This is a genomic window from Rothia kristinae, assembly GCF_016028855.1.
Classification (GTDB): Bacteria; Actinomycetota; Actinomycetes; order Actinomycetales; family Micrococcaceae; genus Rothia; species Rothia kristinae.
Window position 1 is genome coordinate 1,301,113 of the sequence record NZ_CP065738.1, and the last position, 17,397, is coordinate 1,318,509.

At 71.9% G+C, this 17,397-nt stretch carries 15 protein-coding genes, 1 tRNA gene and 1 pseudogene; 5 read left to right on the forward strand and 12 right to left on the reverse strand.

Annotated elements, in window-relative coordinates; genetic code table 11:
* Positions 1-55 precede the first annotated feature (55 nt).
* From I6G21_RS05765 to I6G21_RS05780, 4 genes are all read right to left on the reverse strand, one after another.
* On the reverse strand, positions 56-652 hold the full coding sequence (locus tag I6G21_RS05765; protein ID WP_129357922.1) for a DUF1269 domain-containing protein: 597 nt from the start codon (positions 650-652) through the stop codon (positions 56-58).
* Between the two features lie 167 nt (positions 653-819).
* Positions 820-1,515, reverse strand: a complete 696-nt coding sequence (locus I6G21_RS05770) for a YczE/YyaS/YitT family protein (RefSeq protein ID WP_058730554.1) — start codon at positions 1,513-1,515, stop codon at positions 820-822.
* 170 nt (positions 1,516-1,685) lie between these two features.
* The gene (locus I6G21_RS05775; RefSeq protein WP_058730549.1) at positions 1,686-3,923 is read right to left on the reverse strand and encodes a heavy metal translocating P-type ATPase; all 2,238 of its coding nucleotides are present in this window, start codon (positions 3,921-3,923) and stop codon (positions 1,686-1,688) included.
* Positions 3,920-4,519 carry a YdhK family protein gene (locus I6G21_RS05780; RefSeq protein WP_058730548.1) on the reverse strand — a complete coding sequence of 200 codons (600 nt, stop codon included), beginning with the start codon at positions 4,517-4,519 and terminating at the stop codon, positions 3,920-3,922. The genes I6G21_RS05775 and I6G21_RS05780 overlap by 4 nt, the downstream gene beginning before the upstream one ends.
* 237 nt (positions 4,520-4,756) lie before the next feature.
* Here I6G21_RS05780 and I6G21_RS05785 point away from each other — a divergent pair.
* The 3 genes and pseudogenes from I6G21_RS05785 to I6G21_RS05795 all read left to right on the forward strand — a co-directional run bounded on the left by I6G21_RS05785 (position 4,757) and on the right by I6G21_RS05795 (position 7,314).
* A pseudogene (locus tag I6G21_RS05785) lies at positions 4,757-5,597 on the forward strand (SDR family oxidoreductase).
* Positions 5,594-6,463 carry an alpha/beta fold hydrolase gene (locus I6G21_RS05790; protein ID WP_064725428.1) on the forward strand — a complete coding sequence of 290 codons (870 nt, stop codon included), beginning with the start codon at positions 5,594-5,596 and terminating at the stop codon, positions 6,461-6,463. Before I6G21_RS05785 ends, I6G21_RS05790 begins: the two are co-directional and overlap by 4 nt.
* A 158-nt stretch (positions 6,464-6,621) precedes the next feature.
* Entirely contained in the window at positions 6,622-7,314 is a 693-nt protein-coding gene (locus I6G21_RS05795; RefSeq protein ID WP_397548257.1) for a sugar phosphate isomerase/epimerase family protein, read from the forward strand.
* 88 nt (positions 7,315-7,402) lie between these two features.
* Here I6G21_RS05795 and I6G21_RS05800 read toward each other — a convergent pair whose 3' ends face one another.
* Complete coding sequence (locus I6G21_RS05800; RefSeq protein ID WP_058730546.1) at positions 7,403-8,092, reverse strand: hypothetical protein; 690 nt, start codon at positions 8,090-8,092, stop codon at positions 7,403-7,405.
* 171 nt (positions 8,093-8,263) lie between these two features.
* Here I6G21_RS05800 and I6G21_RS05805 point away from each other — a divergent pair.
* Positions 8,264-8,336: transfer RNA gene (locus tag I6G21_RS05805), tRNA-Lys, on the forward strand.
* Positions 8,337-8,522: 186 nt separating this feature from the next.
* Here I6G21_RS05805 and I6G21_RS05810 read toward each other — a convergent pair.
* The 4 genes from I6G21_RS05810 to I6G21_RS05825 all read right to left on the reverse strand — a co-directional run bounded on the left by I6G21_RS05810 (position 8,523) and on the right by I6G21_RS05825 (position 10,555).
* On the reverse strand, positions 8,523-9,074 hold the full coding sequence (locus I6G21_RS05810) for a methylated-DNA--[protein]-cysteine S-methyltransferase (RefSeq protein ID WP_224799800.1): 552 nt from the start codon (positions 9,072-9,074) through the stop codon (positions 8,523-8,525).
* Between the two features lie 89 nt (positions 9,075-9,163).
* Entirely contained in the window at positions 9,164-9,661 is a 498-nt protein-coding gene (locus I6G21_RS05815; RefSeq protein ID WP_058730545.1) for an RNA polymerase sigma factor, read from the reverse strand.
* A 2-nt stretch (positions 9,662-9,663) separates the two neighbouring features.
* Positions 9,664-9,828: a hypothetical protein gene (locus I6G21_RS05820; RefSeq protein WP_165596158.1), complete on the reverse strand. Its 165-nt coding sequence runs from the start codon at positions 9,826-9,828 to the stop codon at positions 9,664-9,666.
* 193 nt (positions 9,829-10,021) lie between these two features.
* Positions 10,022-10,555, reverse strand: a complete 534-nt coding sequence (locus I6G21_RS05825) for a Dps family protein (protein ID WP_058730544.1) — start codon at positions 10,553-10,555, stop codon at positions 10,022-10,024.
* 227 nt (positions 10,556-10,782) lie between these two features.
* Here I6G21_RS05825 and I6G21_RS05830 point away from each other — a divergent pair, with 227 nt between their 5' ends.
* The gene (locus I6G21_RS05830) at positions 10,783-11,916 is read left to right on the forward strand and encodes an alcohol dehydrogenase catalytic domain-containing protein (protein WP_058730543.1); all 1,134 of its coding nucleotides are present in this window, start codon (positions 10,783-10,785) and stop codon (positions 11,914-11,916) included.
* Between the two features lie 48 nt (positions 11,917-11,964).
* On the opposite strand, the gene I6G21_RS05835 is transcribed toward I6G21_RS05830, so the two are convergent.
* The 3 genes from I6G21_RS05835 to cls all read right to left on the reverse strand — a co-directional run bounded on the left by I6G21_RS05835 (position 11,965) and on the right by cls (position 17,305).
* A complete protein-coding gene (locus I6G21_RS05835) occupies positions 11,965-12,378 on the reverse strand; it encodes an FmdB family zinc ribbon protein (RefSeq protein WP_174520369.1) in 414 nt (137 codons plus the stop codon).
* Positions 12,375-13,157, reverse strand: a complete 783-nt coding sequence (locus tag I6G21_RS05840) for an N-acyl homoserine lactonase family protein (RefSeq protein ID WP_232238412.1) — start codon at positions 13,155-13,157, stop codon at positions 12,375-12,377. The genes I6G21_RS05835 and I6G21_RS05840 overlap by 4 nt, the downstream gene beginning before the upstream one ends.
* A gap of 155 nt (positions 13,158-13,312) precedes the next feature.
* Positions 13,313-17,305 (reverse strand): cardiolipin synthase, encoded by a 3,993-nt coding sequence (cls, locus tag I6G21_RS10850; protein WP_331252935.1) that lies wholly within the window; start codon positions 17,303-17,305, stop codon positions 13,313-13,315.
* Positions 17,306-17,397: the final 92 nt, after the last annotated feature.

Genomic DNA, 17,397 nt, shown 5'->3' on the forward strand with positions numbered 1-17,397 from the left:
GGCGCCCCCGGGCCCCGGCCCGGCCCCGGGCGGCGATGCCCGGGCCCGGCGGGGATCAGGCGCTGCGGAAGCGGCTGCGCAGGCTCTCCACCCGATCCTCGAACTTCTCCCTGCGCTCGGCCCGGCGGGACTCGCGCAGCTGACGGCGGGCGGCCTCCGCGGCGGCCTCGGCCGCGGCCTGCTGGGACTCCATCTCCGCGACCACCTCGTCGGTGGGGCGGCGCACGATGCTCCCGCCGCGCTCGGCGACGAAGGCGTCCAGGGCGGCGGTGTCCGGCTCATCGGTCTCCAGCACCAGGGCGTTGCGCCCGGGCTGCACGGTGCGGCCCAGCTCCTCCAGGGCGGAATCCCCGCTCTGCGCGCGGTCCAGATCGAACAGTCCGCCCAGCATGGCCCCGGTGCCCAGACCGAAGATCATGCCCAGCGGCCCGCCGAGCACCCCGATCATCATGCCGATGAGGCTGCCGCCCGCGGTCCCGGATCCGATGCCGGGATCATCCCCCTCGGGCACGCGCAGCCGGCCCTGCTCATCCCGCTCCACGAGGGCGGTGGAGCGGACCAGGGAGGACAGAGAGGAGCCGCGCAGCTCGGACAGGGCCTGATAGGCGGTGGCGTCCTCGGGGAAGGTGACGACGGCGGCGTACTGGGTCATGGGGAACCTCCTGCGGTCTCGCGGGGCCGACATCGGAAACGCGCGGCGGCGCTGGAGCGGCCCGGGCCCGCCGGACCGTGCCCCGTCTGCCCTCAGTCTACTCCGCCGGAGCCGCCTGGACAAGACCCGGCCCGGAGGGGTCGGTCGCGGGGGCGACGTCGGGCGGCTCAGCCCTCCGTGGGGTCCTCGCGGTGCTCGTCGCTGCGCAGGTGCTCCGGCAGGAGGCCCACCAGGCGGCCCACCAGCACCGAGTTCACCTTCTGGGAGAACGCCTCGATCAGGGGGCCGTTGAAGAAGGCGGTGGCGAAGGTGCCCACCCCCACGGGCCCGCTGCACAGCCAGGCGGAGGTCACGGTGAGGATGTCCTGCACCGTGCGCACCCAGCGGTAGGAGAAGCGGGTCTTGTCCACGATCATCGGGGCGATCGCATCGTACGGGGCGGTGCCCACCCCCGCGGACATGTAGGCGCTGGCGCCGAAGTCGAACACGGCGATGCCCAGGAGGAAGAACAGCGCCTTGCCGCCCAGTCCCAGGTCATCCGGGATGACGGGATCCAGCAGCGCGGAGAACCAGGTGATGAAGTACCCGGTGAGCACCATGTTGATCACGGTGCCGACGCCGATGTACCCGCGGCCCCAGATCACCACGGCGACGATGAGGATGGCGTTGGCCAGCAGCTGCCAGGTGCCCAGGGACCACCCGATGAGATCGCTGATGCCGGTGTTCAGCGCGGTGAACGGGTCCACGCCCACCCCGCCGTCCAGCATGATGGCCGCGCCCAGGCCGATGACGGCCACCCCGACCAGGGCGTAGGCGGAGCGCAGCGCGATCTCGGCCGCGGACAGGTGCTTCCCGTGGGTCATGCTCGCCACGTCGGGCCTCGTTTCGGGTCGGAAGGGCCCGCCGTGGGTGCACACGGCGGGGGACGACGGCGCGGCGGCCCCGTCGGCGGGATCGTCCCACCGTAGCCCCGCCCCCGGCCGGGGTCCAAGGCGGGGGCGGGGCTGGGATGACGTGATCTCCGTCCCCGGGGCTATGCCGTCCCGTGGCGGTGCTGGACCTCCTGCGCCTCGGTCCTGTCGGCGCCGCGGCGCTGCAGGATCCGCTGCGCGCTGGCCTCCGGGGAGAGATCCAGCCGGCGCAGCAGCTGGGCGTTGGCCGCGACCACCACGGTGGAGGCGGACATCAGCAGCGCGCCGACGCTCATCGGCATCAGGAAGCCCACCGGGGCCAGGACCCCGGCCGCCAGGGGCACGGAGACCAGGTTGTACCCGGCGGCCCACCACAGGTTCTGCCGCATCTTCCGGTACGACGCCCGGGACAGCTCGATCACGGACAGCACCGAGCGCGGGTCCGAGGAGGCCAGCACCACCCCGGCCGAGCCGATCGCCACGTCCGTGCCCGCCCCGATGGCCAGGCCGACGTCGGCCCGGGCCAGGGCGGGGGCGTCGTTCACGCCGTCGCCGACCATCGCGACCCGGCGGCCCTCGCCCTGCACCTGCTCGACCTTCGCGGACTTGTCCTCCGGGCGCACCCCGGCGAAGACCCGGTCGATGCCCAGCTTCCCGGCGACATCCTGGGCCACCGCCTCGGCATCGCCCGTGATCATCGCGACCTGCACCCCGGCGGCGTGCAGCGCCTCCACGGCCTCGCGGGACTCCGGGCGGACCTCGTCGGCCAGGCGCAGAGCCCCGGCCACCGTCCCGTCCACGACCACGTGCAGGATGATCGCGCCCTCATCGCGCCAGGAGGAGGCCTGGGGCAGCTCCTCGAGGTCGTGCTGCTCCAGCAGCCGCGGGCCGCCGACCTCCACCGTCGCGCCGTCCACGCTCGCGCTGACCCCGACCGCGGGGGAGGAGGTGAAGTCCTGCGCCTGCGGCAGCCGCACGGAGCGCTTCCGGGCGGCGGCGAGGATCGCCCGGGCCAGCGGGTGCTCGCTGTCCTGCTCGGCGGCCGCCGCCAGCCCCAGCACGCTCTCCTCCTCCCGGCCCTCGGCCGGGTCCACCGCGGTGACGGCCGGCTCCCCGCGGGTCAGGGTCCCGGTCTTGTCGAAGAACACGGTGTCCACCCGGCGCATGGCCTCCAGGGCGGAGCGGTTGGAGATGAGCACCCCCGCCTTCGCGGCGCGCTCGGTGGCCAGGGAGACCACCAGCGGGATCGCCAGGCCCAGGGCGTGCGGGCAGGCGATGACCAGCACGGACACGGTGCGCACGACGGCGTCGTCCGGGCGACCCAGCGCGAACCACACGATCGCGGTGATCACCGCCGCGCCCAGCGCGAACCAGAACAGCCAGGCCGCGGCCCGGTCGGCCAGCAGCTGGGCGCGGGTCGAGGAGGACTGGGCGTCATCCACCAGCCGGCGGATCCCGGCCAGGGCCGTGTCCTCGCCGGTCGCGGTGATCTGCACGCGCAGCCCCGAGTCGGTCGCGATGGTCCCGGCCACCACGTGCTCGCCCTTCCCGCGGCGCACGGTCCGGGACTCCCCGGTGACCATGGACTCGTCCATCGCGGCGGCGCCCTCGAGGATCGTCCCATCGGCCGGGACGGAGGAGCCGGGACGCACCAGCACGACGTCGTCCACCGCCAGCTCGTCCGGGGAGACGGTGACGACGTTCTCGCCCTCGACCTTCTCCGCCTCATCCGGCAGGAGGGCTGCCAGGGAGTCCAGGGCGGAGGAGGTCTGGGCCAGGGAGCGCATCTCGATCCAGTGGCCCAGCAGCATGATCACCACCAGCAGGGCCAGCTCCCACCAGAATTCCAGACCGGAATCCAGCAGGTGCAGGGTGGCACCCCAGGAGGAGAGGAAGGCGACGGTGATGCCCAGGGAGATCAGCAGCATCATCCCGGGGGACTTGCTGCGGATCTCGGAGACGGCGCCGCTCAGGAAGGGCTTCCCGCCCCAGACGTACATCACGGTGCCCAGCACCGGGGCGATCCAGCGGACCCACTCGGCATCGGGCAGGGAGTAGCCCAGCAGGTGGGCGAAGCCGTGGCTGAACACCGACACGGGCACGGCCAGCACCAGCATGATCCAGAACAGCCGGCGGAACATCATCACGTGGTGCTGCATGTGCCCGCCGCCGTGCCCGGCGTGCCCGCCGTGGTGGTCGTGCCCGGCGTGCTGATCGTGTCCGCCGTGCCCGGAGTGCCCGTGCCCGCCGTTGTGCTGGTCGCGGTGCTGGCCGTGGGACTCGCCGCCGGCGTGCTCGTCGTGCCCGGCGTGGGGATCGCTCCCGGCGTCGCGGTGGTGGGTGCTCTCCTCGGTGCTCATCGGCTCTCCATCTCGCTCTGCACGACCCAGCGGTGGTTGGTCACGGTCTGTCCGTCAGGGGTCGTGTAGTCGACGATGTAGACCGGTTCGTCGGTGGAGGAGACGATCGTGGCCTGAGCCCCGTCCATGCCCTCCATGTGGTCGGCGTCCAGGGTGACGCGGGTGCCGTCGGCCAGGCGCTGGGAGCCGGCGTCGCGGATCTCCTGCTGCACGACCCAGCGGTGGTCCTTCACCTCGGGCCCGCCGGTGGTCGGGGTGTAGTCCACGGCGTAGGTCCAGGTGTCGTAGGCCCCGACGACGGTGGCTTCGGCGCCCTCCATGCCCTGCATGTGATCGGTGGTCAGGCGCACCTGGGAGCCCACCGGGTAGCGGGGGTTCTGGGCCGTGGGGATGTCCGTGGGCAGCGGGTCCCCATGGGAGTGGGCGTGGTCCATCCCGGACATGCTGGCCGCGGGGGAGGCGCTGGCGGAGGACGCGGCGCCCGTCGCGTGCTCCGCGGGGTGGGAATCGGCGTCGCCGCCGGCGGAGCAGCCGGCGAGCAGGACGACGGCGGCCGCGAGGGAGGCCGCGGCGGGGGCGGTGCGCAGATGCGGCATGGCGATGATGGTTCCTCTCGGTGCGGTGGGTCCTTCTCCTTTCAGTAGTACACCCCCTGTCAAGTACCCCCAGGGGGTATTCACGGGCGGTGGGGGCAGACGGCCGATCCTGACCACCTTCCCGGCTGTGATCAGCGCGAATGCCGGTCGGGGAGGGGTGCGGGCCCGTCCGACGGCGGTAGCCTGGGGATGCGCGCCCGCTCCTCGGGCGCCGTTCCCGAGGAAAGGCAGGACCCGATGCAGATCCCCGCGCAGACCCAGCCCTGGCCCGGCTCCACCGCGGCCATGGACCCCCAGCCGGATCACGGCGAGCAGTCCTACCGCGGCAGCGGGCGCCTGGAGGGCAAGCGCGTGCTGCTGACCGCCGGGGACAGCGGCATCGGCCGCGCCGTCGCCATCGCCTACGCCCGGGAGGGCGCGGACCTGGTGATCTCCTACTACGACGAGCACGACGACGCCGAGCAGACCCGCCCGGTGGGTGCGCGAGGTCGGCCGGAAGGCCGTGCTGGTCCCCGGGGATCTCACCGACCCCGAGCACTGCCGGGAGCTGGTGCGCCGCACCGTGGAGGAGCTGGGCGGCATCGACGTGCTGGTCTCCAACGCCGCGTTCCAGATGGTCCGCGAGCAGATCACCGACATCCCGGATGAGGAATGGGACTTCACCCTGGCCACCAACCTCTCCGCGATGTTCCACCTGGTCAAGGCCGCCGTGCCGCACATGCAGCCGGGTTCCAGCATCATCGGCTCCACCTCCGTGAACTCGGATATGCCCCCGCAGCAGCTGCTGGCCTACAACGCGACGAAGGCGGGGATCGCCAACATGATCGGCTCCCTCTCCCAGTCCCTGGCCCCGCGCGGCATCCGCGCCAACTCCGTGGCCCCGGGCCCCATCTGGACCCCGCTGATCCCGGCGACCATGCCGGAGGAGATGGTCGAGGACTTCGGCGGGGACTACCCCGTGGGCCGGGCCGGGCAGCCGGCCGAGCTCGCGCCCGCCTACGTCATGCTCGCCGCGGACGAGTCCAGCTACGTCTCCGGGGCCCGCGTGGCCGTCACGGGAGGTCAGCCGATCCTATGAGCGCCGTCGACTCCGAGACCGCCGCCGAGACGACGGGCGCCGTCGAACGCCACACCATCACCACCTCGGACGGGGTGCGCCTGTCCTACACCGACGAGGGCGCCGGTCGGCCCGTGGTCATGATCCACGGGTGGACCTTCTCCGGGAGGTTCTTCGACGGCGTCGCCTCCGAGCTGGCCCGCGGGCACCGGGTGATCCGCCTGGATCTGCGCGGGCACGGACGCTCCGAGTCCCCGGACCACGGGTACCGGATGTCCCGGCTCAGCGCGGACCTGCACGAGCTGCTGGAGGCCCTGGATCTGCGCGAGGCCACCCTCATCGGGTGGTCCCTGGGCTGCCCGATCATCTGGGGTCTGCTGGAGTCCTTCGGCTCCGCGAGGGTCGCCCAGGCCGTGTACATCGACCAGACCCCGGCGCAGTACCGCACCGCGGACTGGCCGTGGGCCCACGCCCAGTGCTGGGACGACGCCGCCCTGGCCGGCCTGCAGGCCGCCATCGCCGCCGACCCGGCCGGCCAGGACCGCGAGCAGGTGCCGACCATCCTGCAGCGCGAGCCCACCGAGCGGGAGCGGGAGCTGTTCCTGGCGGAGATGGGCCGGTGCCGCCCGGAGGTGCGCAACGCGGTGATGCAGAACCACACGCGCCTGGACTGGCGCGACGTCATCCCGCACCTGTCCGTGCCGGCCCTGGTGTGCGTGGCCCGGCGCAACGTCGTCTTCGACTGGCGCGGCCCGCACTGGGTGGCCGAGCACCTGCCCGACGCCCGGGAGCGGATCTTCGAGGACAGCCGCCACGCGCTGTTCCTGGACGAGCCGCAGGCCTTCGTCGAGACGGTCCGGGAGTTCCTGGCGGAGGCGGACCGATGAGCGGGATGCCCTTCGCCTTCGGGATGAACGAGTTCACCACCCAGCCGTGGAGCTTCGAGCGGGACCTGCGCGAGTGCGCGGACCTCGGGGTGCAGACCTTCGAGCTGTGCTAGGCCAAGCTGGCCGAGGGTGCTGCGGGCCGGGAGCAGCTGGAGGCCCTGCGGGAGTCCGGGCTGCCGGTGTGCTCGGTGCAGCCCGCGGTGCGCACGGCCGTGCCCAGCGCGATGCAGCCGAGCCCGAAGGGCGCCGACGAGCGGATCGCCGCCTACCGGGCCAGCCTGGAGCGGCTGGCCCCGGTGGCCCCCGGGGCGGTGTTCGTGACCAACACCGGGCCCGCCCCGGACGGGGACATGCACCGCGGCCTGGAGGAGGCCGTGCGCTTCCACCGGGAGCTGGCGCCGGTGGCCGCGGACCTGGGGGTGCGCCTGGCGGTGGAGCCGCTGAACCCGATCTCCCTGAACGCGGAGACGATGATCTGGACCTTCGCCCAGGCGGTCGAGCTGATCGAGCGGACCGGCGTCGAGGGCCTGGGGCTGTGCCTGGACACCTGGAACCTGTGGCAGGACCCCCTGCTGGAGGAGGGGATCCGCAGCCACGGCGAGCTGATCTCGATCCTGCAGGTCAGCGACTGGCGCACCCCGCGCTCCGGGATGGACCGGCGCAGCGTGGGCACCGGGCCGATCCCCACCGGGCGGCTGCTGCACGCGCTGGCCGAGTCCGGCTACACCGGGGCCTGCGTGGTGGAGATCTTCTCCCAGGGGGTGCCGGATTCCCTGTACGACGGGGACCTGCGCGCCCTGATCCGGCAGAACCGGGATGCCCTGGAGCAGGCGTGGGAGCGGGCCGCCTGAGCCGACCCGGTCGGGGCGCCCCCGCCTGAGCTGTGGGACCTGCGGACGTGGCCTGGGGGCGCGGGCGAGGCCGCCGGGTGGGGCGGGCTCAGTCGAGGGTGCCGGCCCGCCACGCCGCGGCGGCGGCCTCCAGCTGCTCGGCGGTGCCGATCAGCCGCCGGGAGGCGCGGGTCATCCGGGTGCCGGCCGGGTGGGAGCCCGGGTCGGCGAAGAACTCGCTGGCGGCTCCCGGCCGGTGGGGGATGACGGCGGCGTCGGTGCGGTCCGCGGCGAGGCTCTGACCCAGGGCGATGACGCGGCAGAAGGCTGCGAAGCGCTCCAGGGCGACGTCGAACTGCCCGGTGTACGCGCCGGTGAGGATCTCATCCACGGTGCGGCACACCTCCTCCGCGTCCGGCGGATCCGCGACGCCGGCCACCACGCGGGAGACCTCCGCGGTGTCCTGGCCCAGGCGGTAGTACTCGCCGATGCGCGCGGGGTCCCGGCGCACCGTGTCCCGCAGGGCGTGGATGCGCCACAGCGCGCCGGGCAGGGAGACCGCCGGGGCCTGCGCCCACATCTGCGCGAGGGCCTCCACCCCGAAGCGGTCCGTGAACTCCACGAGCCGGGCCGTGACCTCCGGGTCCCGGTTGGCCCGCCCGCGGGTGAGCAGGGCCCAGGCGGAGGTGTGCGCGGCCTGGCTGAGGGTCTCCGGGTCGGTGCCGCCCTCGCGCTGGTCGAACATCGCGGGGGAGAACTTCACGGGACGGTGGTGGCGCGCGGCAGGCTTCTCGGGCATCCGAACAGTGTAGGACCGGCCCCGGGCCACCCGCAGTTCTCTGCGCCACCGGCGGACGAGGACAATAACCGATCCCGCAGGAGGCCGGGCCGACAGGGGGCTTCGGCGGTGTCGGTGCGGGGCCGGGGGAGTTGAGGGGCCCGTCGTCGGGCCGGTAGTGTGAGGTGTTGCGCGCCTTTAGCTCAGTTGGTAGAGCAAGGGACTTTTAATCCCTGGGTCGTGGGTTCGAGCCCCACAGGGCGCACCGCAGAGGACCCCGCACCGGCAGCAGCCGGGACGGGGTCCTCGTCGTATGCGGCGTCCGCGCTTCAGATGAGGCCTTCGTGTTGAGATGCGCCGTTCGTGCTGAGATGCCGCACGGCGTGCGGTATCTCAGCACGAAAGTGGGATCTCAGCACACATCCGGGACCTCAGCGGGCCGCCGTCGGGGTCATGCCGCCTGCTCCAGTCTCAGCAGGGTCGTCTTCGCGTCCAGACCGCCGATGTAGCCGCCGAGGCCGCCGTCGGCGCGCAGCACCCGGTGACAGGGCACCACGACCGGCAGCGGGTTGGTCGCGCAGGCCGTGCCGACGGCGCGGACGGCCCGCGGATTCCCGACGAGTTCGGCGACCTCCTTGTAGGAGCGGGTGCGGCCGTAGTCGATGTGCGGCAGGCAATGCTGCACGGTCCGGCGGAACCCCGAGGACAGCGCGTAATCCAGCGGCACGTCGAAGGCGCGTCGACGGCCGGCGAAGTACTCGTCGATCTCGGCGGCCACCGCATCCAGGCGACGGGGGGCCTCCAGCACCCGCGGGCTGATCCTCTCCGCCAGCGATGTCAGCACCGCGTCGAAGTCCTCGCGTTCGTAGGCCACGCGCACCAGCCCCGTCTCGGTCGCGGCCAGCAGCAGCGGACCGACGGGGGTGTCGATCGTGCGGTAGGCGACGTCGAGCAGTCCGTGCTCACCGGCCCGTGCGGCCAGGCGCGCGTGGAGATCGGCCATCGCCCCGGGTTCGATCGGGAAGAGGGCGGCACACTCGGCTCCCTCGCCGTCACCGGTCGGAAGGCTCGCGCCTGCGGGCATGCTGTCGGTCATCGGGGTGCTCCTTCCGTGTGCTCGCCGTCGTGGTAGGTCTGCCGCAGTCTCCTGATGCCGTCCGAGGCGGCTCTGCGCACCGCGTCGGGGCTTGAGCCGATGATCGCGGCGGTCTCGGTGTGCGGCAGACCGCCGAGGTAGTGGTAGGCGATCGCCAGCCGCTGCCGCTCCGGCAGCCCCGCCACCGCGGCCCACACCCCGTGCTCGTCATCGCCCGGGGTGCCCAGGGAGGAGACCCGCTCGGGGAGGTCGTCGCTGGGGGTCGCGTGCCGGGCCCGGGCGCGGACGACGTCGATCGCCTTGCGGCGGGCGACCCGCACCAGCCAGGCCTCCGTGTTCGTCTCCTCCGGCAGGTCCGGCCAGGTCTTCAGCGCGGCCAGGAACGTCTCGGACCAGGCGTCATCGGCGTCGAGCCCGGGACCGAGCACGGCTCGGCAGACCCGCAGCACGGTCTCGCCGTGCCGGGTCACGGCCTGGTCGAAGGGAAGTCGCATCGTCATCCCACGGTAGTCGCGCCGGCCGGGCCGAGCTGCTGAGCGAGCCTGCGATCGCCCAGCGCCGTCTGGATCACCGTGTGTCGCCTGGTCATCATGATCATCTCCTCCGTCTGCTCATGCTGTAGACGCGTCAGCACCGGCGGATGTGAGGTGGCCTCGTCCACATGTGCCGCGGTCCTCCCTGTCCGGGCGCATCGCAGAAGACCCCGCCCCGGCTGGTGCCGGAGCGGGGTCTTCGTCGTGCGCGGGGCTCCTGCTGAGATGCGGGGTTCGTGTCGAGATGCTGCACGTCGGGCGGTATCTCAGCACGAACGCGGGATCTCAGAACGAAACCGGGGTCTCAGCGCGCCCCGGGTCTCAGCGGGCCGCGGCGGGGCGGCGGGTCTCGGCGCTGATGAACCAGGACTGCTGCTCGAGCTTCTCGAGGATGCTGTGCAGGATGTCCGCGGAGGTCGGGTCGGCCTCGTCCACGGTGTCGTGGACCTCGCGGATGGTGTTGGTGGTGGCCTCCACCGCGGTGACGATCTCGTCGATCGCGTCCGTGGTGAGCACCTCGCCCTGCGGCATCTCCGGCAGGGTCGAGGCGGCCGCGACGACGGTGGGGCGCCCGTCCGGGGTGGCGTGCAGGGCGCGCATGCGCTCGGCCACGGTGTCGGAGGCCTCGCGGGCGATCTCCACGATCTCGTCCAGGTTCAGGTGCAGGTCCCGGAAGTTGGGGCCGACGATGTTCCAGTGCGCCTGCTTACCCACCATGTGCAGGGCGATCAGGTCCACGAGCACTTTCTGCAGGCTGTCGCGCAGCTCCTTGGGGGCGACGAACCCGTGCTCGGCGTTCTCCACGCGGGTCTTGGTGTCTCCGGCGGGCTGCGGAACGGTGACGGTCTCGGTCATGTCCTCACTCCTTCTCGAACTCGTTCGCTTCCCTTCCACATCACCACCGCGACCGCCCTCCCACAAGGGGTTTGAGCTGTCAGCCGAAGGCTCCGCGCATCACAGGAGGCCGATGCCGGGGCCACAGACGGCGGATGGATGTGGTCTGGGTCTCGGAGTAGCGTGGGATGTGATTCCCGCACCCATCGCGGGATCGACCGCTGTGTCATGTCGCTGAGGAGCACACCATGAAGATCCGCGCCGCTGTCCTGACCACGATGGAGGCCGAGCGTCCCTATGCCGACTCCAAGCCGCTGGCCATCGAGGAGCTCGAACTGGATCCGCCGCAGGAAGGTGAGGTGCTGCTGCGGATGACGGCCGCCGGCGTCTGTCATTCCGATCTTTCCGTGGTGGACGGCAACCGACCGCGACCTCTGCCGATGGCTCTGGGGCATGAGGGCACAGGGGTCGTCGAGGAGGTCGGCCCGGGAGTGGCAGGTCTGTCCGTCGGCGATCACGTGGTCACGGTGTTCCTGCCGCGCTGCGGTGAATGCGCGAACTGCCGCACGGACGGCAAGCTGCCCTGTTCCCGCGGCACGGAGTCCAACACTGCCGGATATCTGCCGGGTGGAGGGAAGAAGATCCGCCTGCATCGACCGGACGGAGAGGAGGTCCTGCACCATCTCGGAGTCTCGGCATTCGCCACTCATGCAGTGGTCCACGAGTCCAGCGTCGTCAAGATCGGGGAGGACGTGCCTCCCGAAGCTGCGGCACCGCTGGGGTGTGCGGTGCTGACCGGCGGAGGAGCGGTGGTCAATGCCGGCGATCCCCAGGAGGGAGACACGATCATGGTCGTGGGTCTCGGTGGGGTGGGCATCGCCGCGCTGCTGACGGCCATCGGGCTCGGCAAGGGCAAGGTCATCGGCGTCGATGCGCAGGAAGCCAAGCTGAAGCGCGCTTCCGAGCTGGGAGCCGACGAGGTGTGGACCCCGGAGCAGGTCGCTGAGCAGGGAATCACGGCGGATCTGGTCATCGAGGCTGCGGGGCATCCGCGGGCTTTCGAGACGGCGTTTGCGGCGACTGCGGTGGGGGGACGGACCGTGACCGTCGGACTGCCCAGCCCTTCGGCCGAGTCGGTGATCCACCCTGTGGTCCTGACCTCGGAGGCGCGCAGCGTCATCGGCAGCTACTTGGGATCGGCGGTCCCCTCCCGGGACATTCCGCGGTATGAGCAGCTGTGGCGCGATGGGGACCTGCCCGTGGAGGAGCTCGTCTCCTCCCGCATCCGGCTGGAGGACATCAACGAGGCCATGGACACGCTGGCTGAGGCTCGGGCGATCCGGCAGATCATCCTCTTCGAGGAGTCCGATCAGGCCCAGTGACACCGGGTGCGATATCGGCTCTCGGCCGAGCCGGAGAGCGATGCCGCCTCAGGGAGAGTCCTTCCGCGGCGGTGTCGCCCTTGAGGCGAGGGCATCGCCGATCGCCTGACCCACATCATCGCCCGCACGCAGCGGACGGCCGGCGAAGATCCCCTCATGAGCCAGCACCGGACGACGGTCGCCGGCGAGCTCGGGGTACTTCTCCTCGAGCTTCTCTCGGCGTTCGATGGTCTTCCGCCAGTGGTGCAGGACGTCGGGATCTCCCCGGCCGGCGCCCTCCCAGCTGTGCGGCATCTGCTCACGGGACGGCCCGGCATCGGCCCGGTTGCCGATGTTGACCGACGACAGCCTCTTCCGTGCAGCAGCGCCGCAGATAGGACACGGCGGATTCGGCGCATCCATGGTGGGCAACCCAGCTTCGAAGCGATGCTGAGCCTCGCAGAGGAAGTCGTGGAGGATCATGAGTAGTGCCCCTCTGGGGCCCAGCGGATCTCGTGAGCTGCCTGATCGGCGTCGTGTCCGAAGAAGACCTGTGCCTCTTTCTCCTCGGCGATGCGGCGCAGCTTCTCCACCGAGTCCAGCCAGGCCAGATTGTTCCAGACGATCGCGGCCCCCACGGCCGGAGGGCCCCAGGAATCCCGCATGTACACGGCGTCGGAGGTGAAGATCTTCGTCCCCTCGTCGGGCAGATCCAGCATCAGGGACATCGTTCCCCAGGTGTGACCCGGCGTCTGCAGGAGGGTGACACCCGGCAGGATCTCCTCATCGCCGCTGATGCCGCCGATGTCCAGACCCTCGTAGTCAGAGGGAATATGCGCGCCTTCGTGGTAGCCGGTGATCCCCTTGACTCCCTCCAGCTCGGCGGTGCTGGTGAGGATCCTGGTCTTCCCGTTGTCGAAGGCTCGGGCATTGGCCGCATGGTCGAAGTGCAGGTGGCTGAGCACCAGCAGGTCGATGTCCTCGGTGCTCAGTCCCATCCGGGCAAGGCTGCGGTCCAGATAGGAGGCTTCCGGGTCTTCGGCGTCATCGACCACCGGGAAGAACTGGTCGAAGCCGGTCGACTGCCAGCGACTGGCCCAGTCTCGAGGGACACCGGTATCCCAGAGCATCCGCCCCTCGGGTGTCTCGACGAGCACGGCGTGCGTTGGAACGAGACCGAATTCGCGCGGGGCGTCCCGCTGACTGACGGGTTTGATGATGCGCTCGGGTTTGAGGAGGAGCCAGGTGTAGTCGGCCTCCATGTCTCCGGAGTGCAGCACGTGCGCCCTCATGTCCATAGTGGACACATCCTTCGGATCGACGGTGTAATGCAGAGCACAATGCCATCTGGGCGTGGCCATGTCAACGGGCCGATGCCGGGGCCACACCCGACCCTGCTTCCGCCCCTTCCGAGGAGCTACAGCAGCGCGGAGGTCAGGCGGCAGACGTTCTCCAGGGCCTTGGTGCGCAGCGGGCGACTGCGCCACTGCTCCAGGTCCACCTCGTCGGAGACGGCCATGTACCGCTCGGCGACGTCCTGCACCTGGGCGGTGATCTCCTCGCTGAGCAGCATCATCGTCACCTCCAGGTTCAGGGAGAAGGAGCGCACATCCATGTTGGACGAGCCCAGGCAGGTCATATCGTGGTCCACCAGGACGAACTTCGTGTGCAGCACCGTCGGGGCGGGGTACAGCATGATCCGCACCCCGGCCTCCAGCAGGCTGTCGTAGTAGGACTGCTGGCCGTAGTGGGCGAAGAACTGGTCGCCCTTCGCGCACACGATCAGCGTCACGTCGATCCCGGACTGCGCGGCCGTGGTCAGCGCCATCTTCAGGGAATCGTCCGGGATGAGGTACGGGGAGCAGATCAGCACCCGGTCCTCGGCGTTGTAGATCAGCTGGTTGATCAGCCGCAGGTTGTTCTCCGTGTCGAAGCCCGGCCCGGAGGGCACCGCCTGGGCCATCACCCCACCGTCGATCGAGGGCAGCTCCTGGTCCACCTCATCCAGCAGCAGATCCTCGGTCTCCGAGTACCAGTCGGAGATGAACAGGGCGTTCAGCTCATCCACCAGCGGTCCCTCGATGCGCAGCATCAGGTCCTTCCACTGCAGGCCCTTGCGCAGGTTCTTCGGCTTGTTGTACGAGCGGTCGATGATGTTCTGCGAGCCGGAGAAGGCGAGGTCGCCGTCGATGACGAGGATCTTCCGGTGGTTGCGCAGGTCCGGGCGCTGCCACTCCAGGCGCCACGGCCGGATCGGCAGCATCCGGTGCCAGGAGATCCCGGAGCGATCCAGCATCTTCACCAGCTCGCCGTAGCCGGGATACCCGGCCGAGCCCAGGTGGTCGATGAGGATGTGCACCTTGACCCCGCGCTCATGCGCCCGGAACAGGGCGTCGATCAGGGGAGCGGAGGTCTGGTCGTAGGCGACGATGTAGAACTCGAAGTGCACGTACTCCCGCGCCCGGTCCACGGCGTCGGCCATCACCCGGATGGACTCGTGGTTGTCCGGCAGCAGCTCGAAGGAGTTGCCGCCGGTCAGCGGCAGAGAGCCCAGCCGGTAGTTCAGCTGAGCGGCGGCCACCGCCGGCTCCCGCAGATGGTCGTGCCGACCCAGGATCGCCTGATCCCCGATCTGCTCGCGGATCAGCTCGTTCATCCGCGACTGACGCTGCCGTCGGGACTTGGGCAGATAGCGGGAGCCGATCACCAGGAACGCGATGATGCCGATGTACGGGATGAGGAAGATCGCCATGAGCCACCCCAGCGCCACGGCCGGCTTCCGGTTGTACGGGATCCAGCACAGCGCGATGATCCGGATGACCGCATCCACGACCACCAGGGTGATGTCCATCCACTGCGGCAGACCGGGGATGTTCAGCAGGGAGTAACTCACCGTGTCAGTGTACGGGAGGCCGCCCCCTCCGCCCTCAGGGCGTTCCTGCGCCCGCGGTCCCCGACGCCGCGGCCTCCCGGCCCAGCCCCAGATCGTAGGCGCTGGAGACCGCCGGGGCCCAGGAGGCCCCGCACGACGCCGCCCGGGCCAGGGCCCGCTGCGCCGCGGCGTCGGGTGCCAGGAACGTCGGCCCGGCCGCCGGCTCGCCGGCCGCCTGCCGCCCCGGGGACCGGGCAGCAGCACGCCGCGCCGGGCCCCCAGCAGACCCGCGTAGGCCACGGCCGGGGAGACGCGGGCGGCGTCGTCGTAGAGCAGCCAGCCGATCCGGCGCTCGCCGAGGCCGCGCAGCAGACTCGGCAGCAGGTTCGGGTCCACGCGGATCTCGGGGAAGATCGCGCTGAGCACCTGCACCGCCGCGAGCATGGCCTCTGCGGAGGGCACCGGGCGCCCGGAGAGCACATCGCGGGCGGCCTTCAGTCCGTCCCGGAACTCCCGGGGCAGGTGCAGCAGGGTCAGGGCGTGCAGGCGCACCGCCAGTCGGTAGGTCCCGGTCCGGGCCCGCTGCACCTCGGGATCCAGCCACGGGCAGGCCGGACCGGTCCCGGACCAGCCGCCGCCCAGCCACTCCTGGTCGATCGCGTGCTCCGGGTGCGGGTAAGCCGCCAGCTCCGCCTGCAGGGCCCGGGCCGTCTCCTGGGACTGCTCCAGCTCATCGCGCAGCCCGTCCCGGTTCTGCTGGGCCGCATGCAGCCGACGGCGGGCCGCGCCCACCCGGGTCTGGCAGGCGTCCTCCTCCCGGGCGGCCGTCTCCTGCGCGGTGCGCAGGTCCTCCAGCCGCTCCCGCCACGGCACCCGGGCCCGGCCCAGGCTCGCGGCCCGGCGCCAGACGCCCGGCTCCTCGTGCAGATGCGCGGCGATCGCGTCGCTGAGCCCGTGCCGGCGCATCTGGGCGGTGCGGTGCGCCCGCTCGGCCCGCACCAGGTCCGCCGTGAGGGCGTCCACGGAGGCTTGGGCATCGCGGATGTTCTGCCCGATGTCCCGGGTCATCTCCTCCGCCCGCAGCAGCAGGGGCACCGCCTCGTGGAAGCGCTGCCGGGAGGCCAGCAGCTCGCGGGTGCGCTCCTGGGCGGCCAGGGCGGCGTCGGCGGTGCGCTCCCACTCGCCCTGATCCGCCGCGGGATCGGCGCCGGCGCGCGGCAGGACGTTGAGGACGGCGTCGATCGCATCGATCACCCCGATCTCGCGTCCGGCGGGCAGCGCCTGGAAGGGAGGATGCTCGGGCATCCCGGGGGCCAGGACCACCCGCACCCCGTAGGGTCCGGTGCCCGGCACCGGGCCGGAGGCGCTGGAGGCCGGGTCCACGACGGCGTGCAGGAACTCGTGCCCGGCCAGGTCCGGGTGCGGCACGGGCACGGTGCGCCCCGGGGTCCAGGGCAGGGGCTCGGGGTCGAAGACCTCCGCGGGATCCGGGATCTCGGCCAGGGCGCGGGCCCGGTGCACGAGGATCGCGGCGGCGATCTCCCGGGAGGTCTCCGGTCCGGGTGTCCCGGCGGCCGTGCGCGGTGGGCAGGTCCACAGGCCCTCGCGCGCGCCGAGCCGGCTCAGGGCCGCGTCCACCGCGAACTGGGTGGCCGCCGTGGCCGGGGAGGGCTCCGGCGCGCCGAGGGGCACCTGCTGAGGGGCGACGGCGTAGTACAGGCGGGTGCGGGAGTCCATGACGTCGGCGGGATGCTCCGGGGCGTCCACCCCGAGCAGCCCGGCCGCGGCCTGGCGGAAGCGGGTGCGGTGGTCGGCCCGGTCCAGCGCGGCCGCGCTGGGGTGGTTCAGCACCGGCACGCGCGGGGAGCCTTCGGGGCGGCGGGTGCGGCGCACCCGGCGGCTGGCCACCCGCACCGTCGCTGAGACCGGCCCCGAGAGGATTCCCTCGCCCAGGATCCGGTCGGTCAGGCTCAGCGCCTGCGCCAGATCCTCCTGGGTGAGCCGCCGCCCGCCGTCACCCGGCTGCCCCCGGCCGCGGATCAGCACCTCCCGGTGCGCCCAGTGCTCCAGCAGCTGCTCGCGCCACCGCGGCAGCTGGCTCGCGTAGTCCGGACCGGGGGCACCGGCTGCTCGCCAGGCGGCCCGGGACAGCTCGAGGGTCTCCGGCAGCACCCGGCCCTCCTCGTCGACCTCCAGGGCGAACACGGCGGTGAGCTCCTGCGGTCGCCTCGACTCCGAAGCCTTCCCGGCGGAGGCGTCGTCGGGGGTCTCCGGCATCGTCCCCGCCGCGACGGCGCCGGCGACCAGCCGGGCGTGATCCACCAGGCCGGCGTAGACCCGATGGCGCCAGGTGCGCTCCCGATGCAGGCTCAGGTGCCCGGTCACCGGCTCCCAGGGCAGGTGGTGCTCCGGGAGGTAGTCCTTGACCGTCTCCGCCGGCCCGGCCGGGCCCGGCACCGGCAGGGCGCGCGGGCTGAGGTCGGTCACGATGCGCCACAGCCGCAGGGGATCGTCGGGTAGCAGGGAACCGAGGGGCATGATCCCAACCTACAAGGCTCACCTGGGCGCCCCGGGCCGGGTGACCGGGCCGCGTCGCGGGTGCGCCGGGTGCGCGGCCGGTGCACAACGAC

What these genes read in the sequence shown, in the direction of transcription:
- I6G21_RS05765 (WP_129357922.1), bottom strand. Translation starts at nt 652, where the DNA reads ATGACCCAGTACGCCGCCGTCGTCACCTTCCCCGAGGACGCCACCGCC.
- I6G21_RS05770 (WP_058730554.1), bottom strand. Translation starts at nt 1,515, where the DNA reads ATGACCCACGGGAAGCACCTGTCCGCGGCCGAGATCGCGCTGCGCTCC.
- I6G21_RS05775 (WP_058730549.1), bottom strand. Translation starts at nt 3,923, where the DNA reads ATGAGCACCGAGGAGAGCACCCACCACCGCGACGCCGGGAGCGATCCC.
- I6G21_RS05780 (WP_058730548.1), bottom strand. Translation starts at nt 4,519, where the DNA reads ATGCCGCATCTGCGCACCGCCCCCGCCGCGGCCTCCCTCGCGGCCGCC.
- I6G21_RS05790 (WP_064725428.1), top strand. Translation starts at nt 5,594, where the DNA reads ATGAGCGCCGTCGACTCCGAGACCGCCGCCGAGACGACGGGCGCCGTC.
- I6G21_RS05800 (WP_058730546.1), bottom strand. Translation starts at nt 8,092, where the DNA reads ATGCCCGAGAAGCCTGCCGCGCGCCACCACCGTCCCGTGAAGTTCTCC.
- I6G21_RS05810 (WP_224799800.1), bottom strand. Translation starts at nt 9,074, where the DNA reads ATGGCCGATCTCCACGCGCGCCTGGCCGCACGGGCCGGTGAGCACGGA.
- I6G21_RS05815 (WP_058730545.1), bottom strand. Translation starts at nt 9,661, where the DNA reads ATGCGACTTCCCTTCGACCAGGCCGTGACCCGGCACGGCGAGACCGTG.
- I6G21_RS05825 (WP_058730544.1), bottom strand. Translation starts at nt 10,555, where the DNA reads ATGACCGAGACCGTCACCGTTCCGCAGCCCGCCGGAGACACCAAGACC.
- I6G21_RS05830 (WP_058730543.1), top strand. Translation starts at nt 10,783, where the DNA reads ATGAAGATCCGCGCCGCTGTCCTGACCACGATGGAGGCCGAGCGTCCC.
- I6G21_RS05835 (WP_174520369.1), bottom strand. Translation starts at nt 12,378, where the DNA reads ATGATCCTCCACGACTTCCTCTGCGAGGCTCAGCATCGCTTCGAAGCT.
- I6G21_RS05840 (WP_232238412.1), bottom strand. Translation starts at nt 13,157, where the DNA reads ATGGAGGCCGACTACACCTGGCTCCTCCTCAAACCCGAGCGCATCATC.
- cls (WP_331252935.1), bottom strand. Translation starts at nt 17,305, where the DNA reads ATGCCCCTCGGTTCCCTGCTACCCGACGATCCCCTGCGGCTGTGGCGC.